Origin of the sequence: Pseudonocardia asaccharolytica DSM 44247 = NBRC 16224, assembly GCF_000423625.1 — a bacterium.
Taxonomy (GTDB): Bacteria; Actinomycetota; Actinomycetes; order Mycobacteriales; family Pseudonocardiaceae; genus Pseudonocardia; species Pseudonocardia asaccharolytica.
Window position 1 is genome coordinate 1 of record NZ_AUII01000050.1, and the last position, 15124, is coordinate 15124.

Annotated in this window: 18 protein-coding genes and 2 pseudogenes; 12 read left to right on the plus strand and 8 right to left on the minus strand. The window is 70.2% G+C overall.

Annotated features, from left to right (window positions below; genetic code table 11):
• The coding region (locus tag G567_RS0124370) for an IS630 family transposase (protein ID WP_028931980.1) at window positions 1-312 on the plus strand (312 nt) is incomplete at its 5' end.
• Between the two features lie 56 nt (window positions 313-368).
• Here G567_RS0124370 and G567_RS0124375 read toward each other — a convergent pair.
• Window positions 369-1343, minus strand: coding sequence for an AraC family transcriptional regulator (locus tag G567_RS0124375; protein WP_028931981.1), 975 nt, complete (start codon window positions 1341-1343; stop codon window positions 369-371).
• A gap of 130 nt (window positions 1344-1473) precedes the next feature.
• Between G567_RS0124375 and G567_RS35775 the strand changes: the two genes are divergently transcribed.
• Both G567_RS35775 and G567_RS31250 read left to right on the plus strand, forming a co-directional pair.
• Window positions 1474-2259 carry an SDR family oxidoreductase gene (locus tag G567_RS35775; protein ID WP_028931982.1) on the plus strand — a complete coding sequence of 262 codons (786 nt, stop codon included), beginning with the start codon at window positions 1474-1476 and terminating at the stop codon, window positions 2257-2259.
• 8 nt (window positions 2260-2267) lie between these two features.
• A complete protein-coding gene (locus G567_RS31250) occupies window positions 2268-3776 on the plus strand; it encodes a flavin-containing monooxygenase (protein ID WP_037058065.1) in 1509 nt (502 codons plus the stop codon).
• A 137-nt stretch (window positions 3777-3913) separates the two neighbouring features.
• On the opposite strand, the gene G567_RS0124390 is transcribed toward G567_RS31250, so the two are convergent.
• Complete coding sequence (locus tag G567_RS0124390; protein WP_028931983.1) at window positions 3914-4891, minus strand: DsbA family oxidoreductase; 978 nt, start codon at window positions 4889-4891, stop codon at window positions 3914-3916.
• 63 nt (window positions 4892-4954) lie between these two features.
• On the opposite strand from G567_RS0124390, the gene G567_RS0124395 reads away from it, so the two are divergent.
• Window positions 4955-5512 carry a TetR/AcrR family transcriptional regulator gene (locus tag G567_RS0124395; RefSeq protein ID WP_051233528.1) on the plus strand — a complete coding sequence of 186 codons (558 nt, stop codon included), beginning with the start codon at window positions 4955-4957 and terminating at the stop codon, window positions 5510-5512.
• 123 nt (window positions 5513-5635) lie between these two features.
• Here G567_RS0124395 and G567_RS31255 read toward each other — a convergent pair whose 3' ends face one another.
• The gene (locus tag G567_RS31255) at window positions 5636-5920 is read right to left on the minus strand and encodes a DM13 domain-containing protein (protein ID WP_051233524.1); all 285 of its coding nucleotides are present in this window, start codon (window positions 5918-5920) and stop codon (window positions 5636-5638) included.
• Between the two features lie 184 nt (window positions 5921-6104).
• Here G567_RS31255 and G567_RS31260 point away from each other — a divergent pair, with 184 nt between their 5' ends.
• The 6 genes from G567_RS31260 to G567_RS33735 all read left to right on the plus strand — a co-directional run bounded on the left by G567_RS31260 (window position 6105) and on the right by G567_RS33735 (window position 11064).
• Window positions 6105-6710, plus strand: coding sequence for a PadR family transcriptional regulator (locus G567_RS31260; protein ID WP_037058069.1), 606 nt, complete (start codon window positions 6105-6107; stop codon window positions 6708-6710).
• 47 nt (window positions 6711-6757) lie between these two features.
• Entirely contained in the window at window positions 6758-8113 is a 1356-nt protein-coding gene (locus G567_RS0124410) for an FAD-dependent oxidoreductase (protein WP_028931985.1), read from the plus strand.
• A 446-nt stretch (window positions 8114-8559) separates the two neighbouring features.
• Window positions 8560-8853 carry a transposase gene (locus G567_RS0124420; protein ID WP_028931986.1) on the plus strand — a complete coding sequence of 98 codons (294 nt, stop codon included), beginning with the start codon at window positions 8560-8562 and terminating at the stop codon, window positions 8851-8853.
• Window positions 8854-8861: 8 nt separating this feature from the next.
• A complete protein-coding gene (locus tag G567_RS33730) occupies window positions 8862-9674 on the plus strand; it encodes an IS3 family transposase (protein ID WP_147201353.1) in 813 nt (270 codons plus the stop codon).
• A gap of 84 nt (window positions 9675-9758) precedes the next feature.
• Window positions 9759-10844 (plus strand): IS110 family RNA-guided transposase, encoded by a 1086-nt coding sequence (locus G567_RS0124430; protein ID WP_028931987.1) that lies wholly within the window; start codon window positions 9759-9761, stop codon window positions 10842-10844.
• 25 nt (window positions 10845-10869) lie between these two features.
• Window positions 10870-11064, plus strand: a complete 195-nt coding sequence (locus tag G567_RS33735) for an integrase core domain-containing protein (protein WP_084796427.1) — start codon at window positions 10870-10872, stop codon at window positions 11062-11064.
• A 190-nt stretch (window positions 11065-11254) separates the two neighbouring features.
• Here G567_RS33735 and G567_RS0124435 read toward each other — a convergent pair whose 3' ends face one another.
• Window positions 11255-12364, minus strand: coding sequence for a transposase (locus G567_RS0124435; RefSeq protein WP_147201352.1), 1110 nt, complete (start codon window positions 12362-12364; stop codon window positions 11255-11257).
• A gap of 71 nt (window positions 12365-12435) precedes the next feature.
• Window positions 12436-12681, minus strand: a complete 246-nt coding sequence (locus G567_RS0124440; protein WP_028931989.1) for a hypothetical protein — start codon at window positions 12679-12681, stop codon at window positions 12436-12438.
• A 388-nt stretch (window positions 12682-13069) separates the two neighbouring features.
• Between G567_RS0124440 and G567_RS0124445 the strand changes: the two genes are divergently transcribed.
• Entirely contained in the window at window positions 13070-13591 is a 522-nt protein-coding gene (locus tag G567_RS0124445) for a prevent-host-death protein (RefSeq protein WP_245585784.1), read from the plus strand.
• Between the two features lie 2 nt (window positions 13592-13593).
• The gene (locus G567_RS0124450; protein WP_028931991.1) at window positions 13594-13944 is read left to right on the plus strand and encodes a hypothetical protein; all 351 of its coding nucleotides are present in this window, start codon (window positions 13594-13596) and stop codon (window positions 13942-13944) included.
• Between the two features lie 113 nt (window positions 13945-14057).
• On the opposite strand, the pseudogene G567_RS31270 reads toward G567_RS0124450, so the two are convergent.
• From G567_RS31270 to G567_RS33740, 3 genes and pseudogenes are all read right to left on the minus strand, one after another.
• Window positions 14058-14390 (minus strand): annotated as a pseudogene (locus G567_RS31270) (transposase); the annotation flags it as partial.
• A 36-nt stretch (window positions 14391-14426) separates the two neighbouring features.
• Window positions 14427-14777: pseudogene (locus G567_RS34640) on the minus strand (integrase core domain-containing protein); the annotation flags it as partial.
• A gap of 85 nt (window positions 14778-14862) precedes the next feature.
• Window positions 14863-15124: transposase (locus G567_RS33740; protein WP_161631752.1), on the minus strand; the 262-nt coding region annotated here is incomplete at its 5' end.

The following is a 15124-nucleotide window of genomic DNA, read 5'->3' on the forward strand; positions in this document are numbered from 1 at the left end:
TGCGACAACTACAGCACCCACAAGGCGCCCGTGGTCCGTGCCTGGCTGGAGCGCCATCCGCGCTTCCACCTGCACTTCACCCCGACCTACTCGTCCTGGCTCAACCAGGTCGAACGCTGGTTCGGGCTGCTGACCGACCAACGGCTCCGCCGCGGGGTCCACAAGAACCTCCAAGCCCTCGAACGCGACATCCGGGAGTGGATCCAGAGCTGGAACGACAACCCCCGGCCCTTCGCCTGGACCAAGACCGCGGACGAGATCCTCGAACGACTCGCCGCATATCTTGACCGGATTCCTGGCGCGACTCACTAGGAGCGCGGCACCGGCGGGACTATCCGGCCCGCGTGGCGACTATCCGCTGGGCGCGGTCACCCCCGGAGGGTGTCCGACGGGGACTCGCCCCACCTGGCCCGGTACACCCCCGAGAACCGGCCGAGGTGCCAGAACCCCCAGTCGGCCGCCACCTGGGAGACGGTGGTGCGCGTGGGATCGGCCGTGGCGAGCTCGGCCCGTACGCCGACGAGCCGGGCCTCCCGCAGCCGCGCGGTGGGCGTCGTGTCGAGGTGTCGCCGGAACCCCTCCTGCAGCGCCCGCACCGAGATCCCGACGGCCTCGGCGATGTCCTCGACCGTGAGGGCCTCGTGGGCGTGGTCGACGATGAGCTGCTCGGCGCGGCGGATCGTGCGCGGGGCCGGGGCGGCCTCCCCGCGCCGCAGCGCGCCGCTGCAGGTGTGCGGATGGGCCGCCAGCAGCTGGCTCATCACGAGCTGCTCGGCCTGGGCCTGCAGCACGGGGTGGCGCAGCCCGCCGGGACCGTCCAGGTCGGCGCGCAGCATGTGCACGGTGGCCAGCCACGAGCGGACCGCAGGCGCCGTGAGGTCCATCGTCGCGGCCAGTCGCAGCGGCTTCTCCGGCGGGCGGCCGAGCATCCGCCGCAGCTGTGTCTCCAGCGCGGCGCGATCGACTCGGACGATCAACTGCGCGTTGCCCCGCTCCCAGCGCATGTCCAGGTCGGCGTCCGGGTCCGGCACCGACGCCGTGCGGGCGTCGGATGCCACCTCGCGGCTCCCGGTGCGCACCAGGGCGCGACCGGCCAGCGGGATCTGCACCAGCACGAACGACCGCAGGTGCTGCGGGCGGATCCGCACCGGCGCGCCGTAGGACAGATAGGACAGACCCACGGCACCGAGCTCGACGGAGTTGAACCGCACCCCCGAGCGCGGCGGCCTGGCCAGCGGCTCCAGCCGATGCGGGCAGAAGACCTCACCCACGCGCTCGCGCGCCTCGTCGAAGTCCGGGGAACGGACGCGGCGATACCCGGCCAGGACCTCGGTGTCAGCCATTGCACCTCCGCCGCGCTGCGTGGACAGGCGATGCGCGGGAAGGATAGTCAGCCCGCCGGACATTGCGCAATTCTCACCGTGGTCACGATGGCGTGTCGTCGCGACCGGTTCCCGTCCACCGGAGGAAGCGATGACCGATCTGCAGGGGCGCACGGTCCTGGTGACCGGGGGATCGACCCTGGTCGGGCACGGCGTCGTCCGCGCCGTGCACGACGCCGGGGCGAACGTCATGATCGCCGATATCGACCCCGCCGGCGCGAAGCCCCTCGTCGACGAGCTCGGCCCGCGGTGCCGGTTCGTCGCCACCGACATCACCGACGACGGGCAGGTCGCGGCCGCCGTCACCGGCGCGGTCGAGGCCTTCGGCGCGCTGCACGGGCTGGTCAACCTGGCCTGCAGCTATCTCGACGAGGGCGCGGACACCAGCCGCCCGCGATGGCTCAGCGCGCTCGACGTCAACCTGGTCAGCGCGGTCGTGGTCACCCAGCACGCCCGGCCGCACCTCGCCGCCGCGCACGGCGCGGTGGTCAACCTGACCTCGATCTCGTCGAAGGTCGTCCAGACCGGACGCTGGGTCTACCCGGCCAGCAAGGCCGCACTGGTGCAGCTGACCCGCTCCATGGCGATGGATCTGGCCGGCGAGGGCATTCGCGTCAACTCCGTCAGCCCGGGCTGGACATGGTCGAAGATCATGGACGAGCTCACCGGCGGCGACCGCGCGAAGACCGATCGGGTCGCCGCCCCGTTCCACCTCACCCGCCGAGTCGGCGACCCGGGCGAGGTCGGCGCCGTCGTCGCGTTCCTGCTGTCACCCGCCGCGTCCGCCGTGACCGGAGCCGACTGGGCCGTCGACGGGGGTTACTCCGCGATGGGGCCCGAGCAGGCCGTCCCCGCCATCCCCCAGCTCAGCGAGTAGGAGCACCCGTGCGCATCGCGATCGTCGGCGCCGGCTTCGCCGGACTGTCCGCCGCCAAGGTCCTCACCGCGTTCGGACACGATGTCGTCGTGTTCGACAAGACCCCGGACGTCGGCGGGGTCTGGAGCCGCACCCGCCGCTACCCGGGCCTGACCACGCAGAACAACAAGGGCACCTATGCCCTGTCGGACTTCCCGATGCCGCGCCACTACCCGGAGTGGCCCACGGGCGAGCAGGTGCAGGCCCATCTGCAGTCCTACGCCGAGCACTTCGGACTGACCGACATGCTGCGGCTGGACACCGAGGTCGTGTCCGCCACCCCCCGCGCCGGGGGCGGGTGGACGATTGTCACCAGTGCGGGCACGGACACCGTGGATCACCTGGTCGTCGCCAATGGCATCTTCTCCGACCCCGCGGTGCCGGACTACCCGGGCGCAGCTGAGTTCCGCGCCGCCGGCGGCCGGCTGTGCCACGCCTCGGAGTTCACCGAGCTGGAGGACGCCCGCGACAAGGAGGTGGTCGTCGTCGGGTACGGCAAGTCCTCCTGCGACGTCGCTGTCGCGCTGGCGGCGGTGGCGTCGTCGACCACCGTGGTGGCGCGCGAGCTGCTGTGGAAGATGCCGCGACGGATCGCCGGGGTGGTCAACTACAAGTACCTGCTGCTCACCCGCCTCGGCGAGGGCCTGTTCCGCTACATCACCCCGGTCGGCTTCGAGAGGTTCCTGCACGGGCCCGGCCGTGCCGTGCGCAACGGCATGCTCGGCAGCATCCAGGCCCAGGTGGTGCGCCAGCTCAAGCTCGACCGGCTGGGCCTGCGGCCCCCGGGAAGCCTGGAACGCATCGCGCGCAGCACCGTCAGCCTGGCCACCGAGGGCTTCTACGAGGGCGTCCTCGACGGCACGATCTCCGTGCGCCGCGACAGCCGGATCACCCGGCTGCTCGCGCGAGACGGACGACCCGCGGCCGAGCTGGGCGACGGCAGCGTCGTGGCCGCCGACGTCGTGGTCTGCGGCACCGGCTTTCATCAACGCGCGCCGTTCCTCGACGAGCAGGTCCAGTCGCGGATCTGCGACGAACGGGGCAACTTCGCCCTCTACCGCCAGATCCTGCCCCACGACATGCCGGATCTGACCTTCTGCGGCTACAACTCGTCGTTCTTCAGTCCGCTGTCGGCCGAGGTGGCCGCGCTGTGGATCGCGACGCACCTCGCGGGCGGGCTGGACCTGCCCCCGGTCGCGCAGCGCCGGACGCACGTCGTCGAGCGGCTGCGCTGGATGGAGGAACGCACCGAGGGCAAGCACGCCCGCGGCACGAACATCATCCCGTTCTCGGTGCACAACATTGACGAGATGCTCGCGGACCTCAAGGTCGGCGTCGGCCGGTTCCGGCGGTTCATGGAGTGGCTCGCCCCGGTCGACCCCGGCGCCTACACGCATCTGACCCGGGAACTGCTCGCCCGGCACGCGGCGCACACGGCCACCGAACCGGCGCCGATGGCCCAGCTGCGCGCGAGCTGACCGGCTCCGGCGTTCGGGCGCGCCCCGTGCGCCGCTCCACCGTGCCGACGCCACCAAGATCAGCGGTTGGGAGCCGAGAGCCGCGATCGGCGCGGCTCCGGGCTCCCAACTGTCGATCATGGAGGTGCCGGATGGGTTCAGGCGAAGTCCGGGGTCATGGCGGTGGCGATCTTCAGGTGCAGGCTGGCCTGCTCGTGCAGGCCCTGGCGCTCCAGCGTGCGCCCGAGCATGAGCCGGGCATAGGAGTCGTCCGGCGTGTCGGCGACCAGCCGTTCCAGCGTCTCGCGGGCGCGTCCGAGCTGCGCGGAGGCGAAGTAGGCGCGGGCCGCGAGCCTGCGGACGTTGGGGTCGTCGCCGTGCTCGCCGAACAGGGGCTTGAGCAGGACGAGGGCGCCGAGGGGGTCGCGCTGGTCCATCAGGGATTCGGCGCAGCGCAGGCGCTCGACCTCCTCCGGCAGCTCGCGGCGCTCGCCTCCGTCGCGGAGGAACTCGACGATCACCTCGGACGGCTGGGCGCCACGGAGCGCGCGGTCGCCGATGACGAGGGTGGGGGACGACGCGATGCCCCTCGCCTTGCCGATCAGGAGCAGCTCCCGCACCGCGTCCTCGGCGGCGTCGGTGTCCAGCAGCGCGGCACCCTCGGCGAACCCGGCCGCGGTCGCGAGCGCCGTGAGTTCCTCGCGCGCGCTGACGTCGACGCCGTCGATGAAGTGCGCCTTCATCACCCGCTCGGCCACCTCGTTCTGCAGCGCCGCCCCGCCACGCTCGTGGGCGAGGGCGAGGAGCCGGTGGGCGTCGTGGCTGCTGGCCCGCCAGGCCGCTCCCCAGCGCGGGCCGAGTCCCTCCGCGGCGGCGATCGCGGAAACCCGCGCCCGGTTCTCCGCGGCGGAGCGGTCCGGCCCGCACTGGCGCAGGGCGTCGTCGATCATCGGGTCGCGGTACGCGTCCTCGATCGGGGTGGCCTGCGCCGGGGCGGTCGGGTCGATCCGGAACGGCCGCCAGACCACCTCGACCGGAGCGCCGACCATGGCCGGATCGGCAAGCGCCGCCTCCAGTCGCCGCTTGCCGATGTACGCCCACGCGCAGACGACGTCGGCCCAGATCTCGATTCGCACGGCCCCAGACTAACCAACACTCGTCGATCAGTAAACCGACATGTGTCGTATACCATCGGGGTTGTGAACCTGGACGACCCGCGCGCCCAGCGCAGCCGCGCCCGGCTGCGCACCGCCATCCTCGAGCTGGCGGCCAGCAAGGAGATCGGCTCGATCACCATGTCGGAGGTCGCGAAGACCGCGGGCGTGCACCGGGCGACGGTCTACCAACACTTCCCCGATGTGAACGCGCTCGCGACCGACGCCATGGAGGACGCGGTCGAGCAGGTGGCGCGAGCGGCGGCGCAGTGCCCGCAGGATGCTCCCCGCGACCGGACCCCCCAGCAGCTGGTCGAGCTGTTCGGGCATGTGGCCGCCAGCGCCGCCCTGTACCGGCGGATGCTCGGGGCCCAGGGCAGCGCGCTGTTCGTGGCACGGATGCGGGAGCGCACGACGTCCGAGCTCGTCCGGGTGTTCCGGGAAGGCAAGCGCCCCAAGGGTTTCGACGACGTCTCCCCCGAGGTGCACGCCGCCTATCTGGCCGGGGCGCTGACCGGCGTGATCGCCCATTGGGTCACCGGTGACGAGTCGGTGTCCGCCGACGAGATGACCCTGGCCTTCTGGCGCCTCTTCCGGCCCTGACCATCCGCCGGACGTGGCCTCACGACATCCCCTCGATCCAGCTCGACGGCCACCGCATACCGCCACCACACCCGCCCTGACAGCCGCCACGACCGTGGGCTCCCTCGACCCGCATCCGTTCGGTCACCTCGCCGGACCGGCGGACGGGCGGACCTCGAGCTGCGCGGCGCCGAACGACACGTTGAACCGGTCGCACCAGATGCTGACGCTGCCCAGCTCGGCCAGGTCGATCTCGGGCGGGACCGGGTAGTTCGAGCTGCCGATGTGGCCCTTGAGCGCGCCGAGGTCCACCGAGCGGCCGTCGTCGAAGACGCCCCGTCCGGCACGGCCGGGTAGCACGGGCGCGTCGGTGATCCACACCTTGAGGTCCGGCCCGTTGCTCGTATCGAGGTTCTCCAGGCGCAGCACGCGACCCCTCCGGCAGCGCCAGCACCTGCACCGAGCCGGTCGTCTCGTGTTCATGACTGACGAGGGGACTCTGCGAAACCGGCAACCAGAGACACCGTGATCATCGTGGCGTTGGCGCACTCTCACCCGACCGTCGCCTTACTCGGCCTTGGATAGTGTCCTGGACACTAGTATCGTGGACACTATGCCCCAGCGATCCGGCCTCGCCCTCGCCGTGCTCGCGCTCGCCGTGGAGCGTCCGCTGCATCCCTACCGGATGCAGCAGTTGATCCGTGAGCGCGGCAAGGACCAGGTGATCAACGTCGGGCAGCGGTCGCAGCTGTACAAGACGATCGACCGGCTGGTGCGCGACGGGTTGATCGCCCCGCAGGCGACCGAACGCGAGCCGGCTCGGCCGGAACGCACCGTTTACGCCGCCACCGAGGCCGGTCGGCGCGCAACGATCGAGTGGACGGTCGAGATGCTCAGCGCGCCGCGCCGGGACTTCCCGGAGTTCACCGCGGCGCTGGCGTACCTGCCGATGATCAGTCCGCAGGCGGCTCTCGACGCGCTGGAGACCCGCCTGGCGAGCCGGCGCGCCGAGCTGTCCCGGTTGCGCGCCGACCTCGCCCCGGTCGCGCACCTGCCCCGGCTCGTGCTGATCGAAAACGAGTATGTGATCGCGCATCTGGAGACCGACATCGCCTGGATCGAGTCCCTGATCGACGACCTGCGCAGCAAGAAGCTCGGCTGGAACAGCGAGGAACTGCTCGCGACCGCGCGGCAGTCCGACTCCACGGCTGACATCTGACCACGAGCGACGCCAACCACGACCATCGCCACCATCTGGGGAGACGTATGTCCTCGACACGATTCAAGACCATCATCATCGGTGCGGGCACCGGCGGGATGTGCCTGGCCCACGGGCTGCGCCGCGCCGGCATGGACGTGGCCGTCTACGAGCGCGACCGCACCCGCACCGGTGGCCTGAACGGGTATCGGGTGGGTATCTCGCCCAACGGCTGCCGTGCTCTCAAGGCGTGCCTCGCACCGGAGCTGTTCGACACGTTCGTCGCCACCACGGGCGCCGCCTACACCTACCTGACGATGTACACCGAACGGTTCCGGGAACTGCTCGCGATGCGGTTCGACGACCTCTCGCACAGCGGCGACCGCCCGGAGGACAAGGACTACAACGTCAGCCGGATGACCCTGCGGCAGGTGCTGTTCACCGGCATGGAGGACGTCCTCATCTTCGACAAGACCTTCACGCACTACGAGCAGCACGCCGACGGCACCGTCACCGCCCACTTCGCCGACGGCGACACCGCCACCGGGGACCTGCTGGTCGGCGCGGACGGCGCCAGCTCCCGGGTGCGCCGCCAGTACCTGCCGCACACCCGGCACGCCGAGACCGGCCTGGTCGCCATCGGCGGCAAGGTCGCACTCGCCGACACCAATGCCCACCTCCTGCCCCCGCGGGCGATGAACGGCATGTCGATGCTGTTCGACCGGCGCGGGCAGTTCGGGACTGTGCACGCGATGCGGCTGCCCTGGCAGGGCGGCGCGCCGCGGGAGGGCATCGGCGCCAACGACGCCGCGTTGATCGAGGCGTGGCCGGGGCTGCGCTACGACAACACCACCGACTACCTGTCCTGGGGCCTGTCCACCTCGCGGCGCCTCACCCCTGCCGACGTCCTCGACCGCGACGCCACCGACCTGCACGGCATCACGCTGGCCCTGACCGCGGGCTGGGACCCCCGCTGGCGCGAGCTCGTCGCGACCTCGGATCCCTCGGCGACCCTCGCGCTGAGCATCCGCACCTCCGAACCGGTCCCGCCCTGGCAGCCCAGCAGCGTGACCCTCCTCGGTGACGCTATCCACACCATGACCCCAGGCCGGGGCGCGGGCGCCAACACCGCGCTGCGCGACGCCCGCGAGCTGCGCGACCGGCTGGTCCGCATGCGCGATGGCGAACTCTCACGCGACGACGCCGTCGGCGACTACGAGGAGCTGATGCGCCGATACTCCGCGCTCGCGGTCAAGGAGTCCCTAGAGTTCATGAACGACAACGGCACCGCCCGCTGGCCGGTGATCGGCCCGCTCAGCGTCCTTGCGCAACGCTCCGCGATGCGCCTGCTGAACCACATCCCACCGGCCAAGCGCCAGATGGCACGCCGTATGCAGAAGGTCCGCGACTCGGAACTGGTCTGATCCCCTATGGGGCTGGCTTGTCCTGTCTGGCGAGTGCTCCTCGGGTCACCTGCGGAGGTCAGGCGCCCTGGCTCAGCACACGCTTCAGGGCGACGGCGAGCTCCGTCGGGTGCGCCATGAACCCGCCGTGGTCGCCGGGGAACTCCACCACCGCCGAGCCCAGCTGCTCAGCGAGCGCGACTGCGATGCGGTTCGCGAGCCGGCCGGCGCTGGTGGCGCCGGCCGCGAGGGCGGTGAGCTTCCCCCCGGAGCACGGACACCCGACCTGAGGTGGCTGCGGCCACCGGGAAGGATGTCGTCGTGTCGGCTCCCCACCCTCCCGAGTTCCGTCGTCGTGCTGTCGGTTTGGCCCGTGAACGGGCCAAACCGGTGGCTGAGTGAGCTTGACCCCTGGCACCGGACACGTCACCTGAGGTGGACCCGGTCCGCCAGGGAGGATGTCGTTCGTGCCTGCACCTCACCCGCCGGAGTTCCGGCGTCGCGCCGTGGACCTTGCCCGGCTGGGCGAGCAACCGGTCTCCGCGATCGCGAAGGATCTGTCGATCTCCGAGTCGTGTCTTCGGAACTGGATGGCCCAGGACGACGCCGATAACGGCAACTCATCGTCGCTGCGGCTGACCAGCGACGAGAAACGCGAGCTGGCCGAGCTCCGCAAGGAGAAACGCCGTCTGGAGATTGAGAACGAGATTCTCAAGCGGGCGGCCGCGTACTTCGCCCGGGAGAATGTCCTCCCACACTAGTTTTCCCGCTGGTCCGTGAACTCGCCGATGACGGATTCGACGTCGCGGGGACCTGCCGGGTCCTTGGCGTGCGACGCCAGGGCTACTACGAATGGCGATCCGGGATGAAGTCGGCCCGCACTCTGGAGAATGAGTTGCTGCTCAAACACATCGAGACCATCCACGAAGGATCCCGGGGAACGTACGGGTGGCCGCGGGTACACGCCGAGCTCACCCTCGGCCTCGGCATGGTGGTGAACCACAAGCGGGTCGCCCGGCTGATGCGCGAGGCCGGCATCCAGGGCCTCTACCGGCGACGGCGCCGTGGCTGCACGGTCCGCGACCCGCACGCCGAGCCCTACGCCGACCTCGTCGACCGGGACTTCCACGTCGACGGCCCGGACGAGTTGTGGTGTACCGATATCACCGAACATCCCACCCTGGAAGGAAAGGTGTACTGCGCCGCGGTGCTCGATGCCTATTCACGCCGTGTGGTCGGCTGGTCGATCGACGACAACATGCGCACCGAACTCGTCCTCGACGCACTCGGCATGGCAATCGCCCGGCGCAACCCCGACCGCTACTCCGCGATCCTGCACTCCGACCACGGCTCGCCATTGACCTCGTGGGCGTTCGGCCGGCGCCTGGTCGATGCCGGGCTCGTCGGTTCCATGGGATCGATCGGCGATTGCGACGACTGTGAGACTGGCGTTCGTCGCCTGGTCGGTCTGACCCTTGCTTACGACTGGCCCTCTCGGTGCCCTGGCGTTGATCTGTCGGCCGCCCGGGCGACACCGCCACAGGTGGCGCACCGAGCGGGCAGTGACCTCATAGGAGCCTGATCTCAGCAGGTCCCATCACAGTCCTGTCCGCCCGCCCGGCGCGCTGTCGACCACGCCCCCCGGAAAGAGGACACGTAGTCACTGATGAGCATCCCGCACCAGAACCGGCCGTGCATCGTCGTCGGAGTCGACACCCACAAGAACACCCACGTCGCGGTCGCGCTCAACCAGCTCGGCGCCGTTCTGGACCCGACCACGATCACCGTGAACCGCGCCGGCTACGCCCGGCTGCGCGACTGGGCCACCGGACTCTCCGGCGACAACGACGGCGCGCCGGTGGTGTTCGGGATCGAGGGCACCGGCTCCTACGGCGCCGGACTCGCCTCGTTCCTGCGTCGCGCCGGCGATCAGGTCGTCGAGGTCAACCGCGGCGACCGTAGCGTGCGCCACCTGCGCGGCAAGGACGACACCATCGATGCTGAGACCGCCGCCCGCAGTGTCCTGTCCGGCTCGGCCACCGCCACTCCGAAGACGGGCGAGGGCACTGTCGAGATGATCCGCCAGGTCAAGATCGCCAAGGACACTGCGACCAAGGCCCGCACCCAGGCGATCGTCACGCTCAAGGCCGTCCTGGTCAACGCCCCTGCCGAGCTGCGCGAAGCCCTCGAGCCGCTGGGTGATCGCGAGCTCCTCGAAGCCCGCCGCGCGCTGCGCTACGAGTCGATGGACGGCCCCGAGGACGCCGCCCGCTACACCCTGCGCGCGCTCGCCGACCGCCATCGCAGCCTCGACTACGAAGCCCGCCGCCACGAGCGCGTCCTCGACACCCTCACCGACCGCGCCGCACCCACGCTGACCGGCCAGTTCGGTATCGCCGCGGACTGCGCGGCCGAACTGCTGATCGTGGTCGGCGACAACCCGGAACGCATCCGCAGCGAGGCCGCGCTGGCCAAGCTTTGCGGCACCTGCCCCATCCCCGCCAGCTCCGGGAAGACCACCCGCCATCGGCTCAACCGCGGCGGGCATCGCCAGGCCAACGCCGCCCTGCACCGCATCCTCGTCGTCCGCATGCGCTTCCACCAGCCAACGATCGCCTACGTCGAGCGCCGCGGCCGCGAGGGCCGCACCACGAAGGAGATCCTGCGCTGCCTCAAGCGCCACCTCATCCGCGAGATCTATCAAATCCTCGTCGCCCCGCACAAAGAATCGAAATTGGCTCTCGCGGCTTGACAACTATAGGAGCATCAACTCATTGGTGGAGTCGTTCTGGGGGACCATGCAACTCGAACTACTCGACTCCAGGACCTGGAAAACCCGTGCCGAGCTTGCCAACGCGATATTCGAGTGGATAGAGTGCTGGTACAATCCGGCAAGGCGTCATTCCAGCATCGGAATGCTCTCGCCGGCCGACTACGAAGCGGTCCACACCCCGCCAGACCAAGATCACTGACCCCACACCGTCAGTGTCCGGCGCAGGGGGTCAAGCTCAGACCCGAATCCGCGAGTACGCGGTGAGTTGATCTCCCAGCGCGCTCGGAATGATCTTTTCGGCGGGATTCTCGGGGATGAGCAGCGCGAGAACCCGAGTGTCGCCTCGGGTGTGCGTGTTCCGGTGCTGGTCGGGGCCGGGTTCGGCCTGGTCAGGATGGGGCGGGCAGGACGCGGAGGCGGGCGAGGACCTCGGCGAGCAGGTCGTCGCCGGGCGGCAGGCGCAGGGTGAGGCCGCGGGCGTGGCGGACCAGGCGGGCGGGGACGGCGACGAGCCGCCGCCGCAGGGTCGCGATCATGGCCTGTCCGCCGCGGACACCGTGCCCGACCAGCCGCCCGTCGCGGGTGGTGGCGGTGAGGTGGTGCAGCCACCCGCAGCAGGTGGCGGCGCGCAGCGCGCCCCACATCCAGGCCCGGTTCACTGCCGGATGCCCGGACGGGAGGTGGTTCAGCGCGGCGCCGTGCTTGCTGTCGCGGAACAGGTTCTCCACCTGGGTGCGGTGGCGGTACCAGTGCTCCGCCTCGGCCGCCTTCGCGCCGGTGGACACGTCCAGGTTCGTCACGACGAAGGAGTAGCCGAACACCGCGTCGGCGTCGGCGAGCTCGGCCAGCGGCAGCGCCCGCTGATCGGGGTGCAGGGTGCGGCGCCGCCGCGCCCGGGGATCGCCCGAGACCTGGCCGCGGTCGAGGTGGAGCCGGACCCGGCGGATCAGCAGCCGCGTCGCGGCCGGCCACCAGTCGGGGCAGTAGCCGGTGACCGCGACCTGGGTGTCGGTCAGGTCGATCGCGTCGGCCCACCCGTCGGCGGGCACGCCGTCGAGCAGCCGCCACAGCGGGGCGGTCCGCCGGGCCCCGATCGCGAACTCCACGTCGGTGAACAGCGCGGCGCGGGCGAGCTGCCCGGCGAAGTAGCCGGCGTCGGCGCGCAACCGGATCCGTCCGGCCCGTGCCGGGGCCGGAAGCGCGGCCAGCGCCCGGCCCAGCAACTCCGACGCGGTCGCGCGCGGGTCGTCCCGGCCCGAGCCCAGGTCAGCGGCGAGCGCCACCGAGGCCTCCGCCCAGGTCGCGACGTGCGGGCGTCCGACCCGCTGGCCCTGGTGGTTGAACGCCACCCCGCGCTTGAGCCGGCCGTAGACCTCGACATCGGTGGTGTCCATGTCGATCGTCACGCTCTCGGTCAACGCGAGCGCCCGGCCCGGTGCGACCTGGCCCAGCCGGTCCAGCGCGATGGCGTGCACGTCACCGAGGCCGGTCTCCACCACCACCCACTGCGCGGGCGCCAGCCGGCGGGCCAGACCGGCGGCCGTGGTGGACGCCAGCCCGGGGACCGGGGTCAGCGCCTGCCCGGCGACATCGGCGCGGTGCCGGTCCAGCCCGACCAGGAAGTCCTCGCCGCACAGCTGCGCGGCGAGGACTTCCCCACCAGCACCTGCCCGGCGGTGAACCCGCGCCCCCGAGCCTTGATCGGCCCGACCGCAGCATCCAGCCGGTCGATCACCCCGAGCCGGTCGGTCAGCTCGCTCACCGCCGCCAGCCCGGAGAACCTGGTCAACGACTCGTCCGGCGCGCCGACCCGCACCCGTGTCCGGGGCGCTCGTCTCCCGCGTACGCTGCCCACCCGATAGGTGTCCTCTCGACCCGGACGATCTTGGCTTCGACAACCAGATCAGCGCAGGTCAGCAGGGCACCTATCGTCATCCCACCGGTCGCGACCGCCCCCTACTCGCGGATCCGGGTCAGAGGCGCTATTTGGCAGCAGTTCGTGGATCAGATCGTGGATCAAGATCATCCAGGCGGCTTGGACCCGCTCGCCTGTAGGCCTGGTGCCGACACCAGCCGTGAGCCGATGATCAGCAGTCAGCCTGGCGACGCCGCCCCGTCCTCTTAGCCGAGGCGACCAACAGTCCACAAGGCGTCCGGTAGTCCAGCACACTCAGGCCATCAACAGCGGGAGCGCAAGTCAAGCCGTGAGCGACGTGATCGTGGTGGACTTCCGAACACGTTCCGAATACGCTTGGGCCATGGCCATCGCAGCAGACGTACCTACGTCGACCCGGCGCTCCTCGGACCTGAGTAAGCACCCAGCGGAGGTCTTCGCCGAGGCCGAGGACCACCCCGTCACGGTGACACGCCGCGACGGCGAGTCGCTGGTGCTTATGTCGCAGCGCGAGGCTGATGGTCGCGCGCGTCTGCTGCAGCTCGCCGCGCAGCTCATCACCGTCGCCCTCGACGACAGCGGCTCGCTCGCCGAGCGGATGTCCAAGGGGTTCCCGTGGATGCTTGCGCTGTCGCAGGCTGATCGCAATACCTGCGCACAGAACCTCGTCGACGCCGCGCGCGCGTCGTTCACCACCCATCAGCCGCACCTGGCGCTCGCCGAGCTGACGGCTTGGAGGGAGACAGCCACAGCCATCGCGGCCGGGCTCGGGCGAGCCGACCTCGAGTGGCTCGAGAACGGCGGCACTGCTGAGGCCGTGGAGCGTCCCTGATCGTGTCGGCCACCAAGAAGGGCGAGCTGGTGCCTCGCCCTCCGAAGAAGATCGAATACGAGATCCGCTTTGCTACCGCCAACGCACGGAAGGGCTGGCAGGACCTCGTCGGGACGATCCGCAATTCCATGGCAGAGACGTGGGACGTCCTCACGCGCGCCCCCCTAGCGACGACGCCGACGACCTACCATCTCAAGGGCGACCTTGGCACGATCGAGCGCGGAGGGGTCACCCACGAGCGATGGCAGCACAAACCGACCGCGACCGGCACCGCGCGCATTTGGTACTACGTCCATGACCGCACGGTGTTCCTTGAGCAGGTGCACACAAGCCATCCGAACGAAACGAAGTAGCGGTTCGTCGTACCGCCGACGACACGGCTTCAGCGCGCTAACGACCCCGCAACTTGCGGACCTTGTTCTACTGAGCCTTTGCCAGTACACAGGTTGAAAGGCTGGGGTGTTGGCTACGGGGGTTGGAGGGTCAGGCCCGTCGCGGCGATGAATCCGTCGAGCAGCCCCGGCCGGTACTGCATCTGTTTCAGGCGAGTTCTGACCAGGGTGGCGAGCTGGTCGGTGGTGCGGGCCGCGAGGTTGCCCAGGCCGCGTTTGAGGTGCGACCAGACGCCCTCGGCCGGGTTCAGCTCCGGGGCGTAGGGCGGGAGCCGGAACACGGTCAGCCAGCACCGGGTGGCGATCAGCGCGCGCATCGCCGCGTCGACGTGCCCGGTGGCGTTGTCCCACACCAGCACCAGCGGTCCGCGAAGCTGCTGGTGGGCGGCGTCCAGCAGGGCGGCGAGGTCCTTCTCCCGAAACCCCTTTGAACCGCCCCGGGTTTAGTGGAGGCTCGGTTCTCCCGCCAGCGGCTGCTGGGCGGGCTGGTTGTGACGGTAGTAGAGAGCCTCGTACTCGACCGGCGGCACGTGGCCGATCATGCTGTGCAGCCGGTTGTTGTTGAACCAGTCGACCCAGCTCAGGGTGGCGAGCTCGAGGTCGTCGACGCCGCGGAACGGTCCGTCCCGGCGGACGCATTCGGTCTTGTAGAGCCCGATCACGGACTCGGCCATCGCGTTGTCGTAGCTGTCGCCGACCGAGCCGATGGAGGCGATCGCGCCGGCGTCGAGCAGCCGGTTGGCGTAGCGGATCGCGGTGTACTGCGCGCCGGCGTCGCTGTGGTGCACCAGCCCGTCGATGTCCTGGCCGGCGCGGGCGCGGGTCCAGAGCCTGTCACGATTCCCGTGTAAGCTACGGGTGACTGACGTTGTTATTCTCTCACAGTGGGAGTCGTCCAGGGAAGAGGACGACCAGTGTATTTAGAGCCGTTTTCCAGCCCCAGGTACCGGTTCCGGATTCACCTCCCCTCTTGCTGGAGATGTTCCGCAGGCCCAGGTAAATGAGCTTCATCGCGGCCTCGTCGGACGGGAAGTGTCCGCGAGTCTTGGTGATTTTCCGTAGTTGGAAGTTGATGGACTCGATGGCGTTGGTGGTGTAGACGACGCGACGCAGTTCCGGCGGGTAGTCCAGGAACGGAATG

Bases quoted from the DNA above. Each gene is read 5' to 3' on its own strand.
- G567_RS31260 (WP_037058069.1), top strand. From the start codon at position 6,105: ATGCCCCAGCGATCCGGCCTCGCCCTCGCCGTGCTCGCGCTCGCCGTG.
- G567_RS0124375 (WP_028931981.1), bottom strand. From the start codon at position 1,343: ATGGCTGACACCGAGGTCCTGGCCGGGTATCGCCGCGTCCGTTCCCCG.
- G567_RS35775 (WP_028931982.1), top strand. From the start codon at position 1,474: ATGACCGATCTGCAGGGGCGCACGGTCCTGGTGACCGGGGGATCGACC.
- G567_RS0124430 (WP_028931987.1), top strand. From the start codon at position 9,759: ATGAGCATCCCGCACCAGAACCGGCCGTGCATCGTCGTCGGAGTCGAC.
- G567_RS0124410 (WP_028931985.1), top strand. From the start codon at position 6,758: ATGTCCTCGACACGATTCAAGACCATCATCATCGGTGCGGGCACCGGC.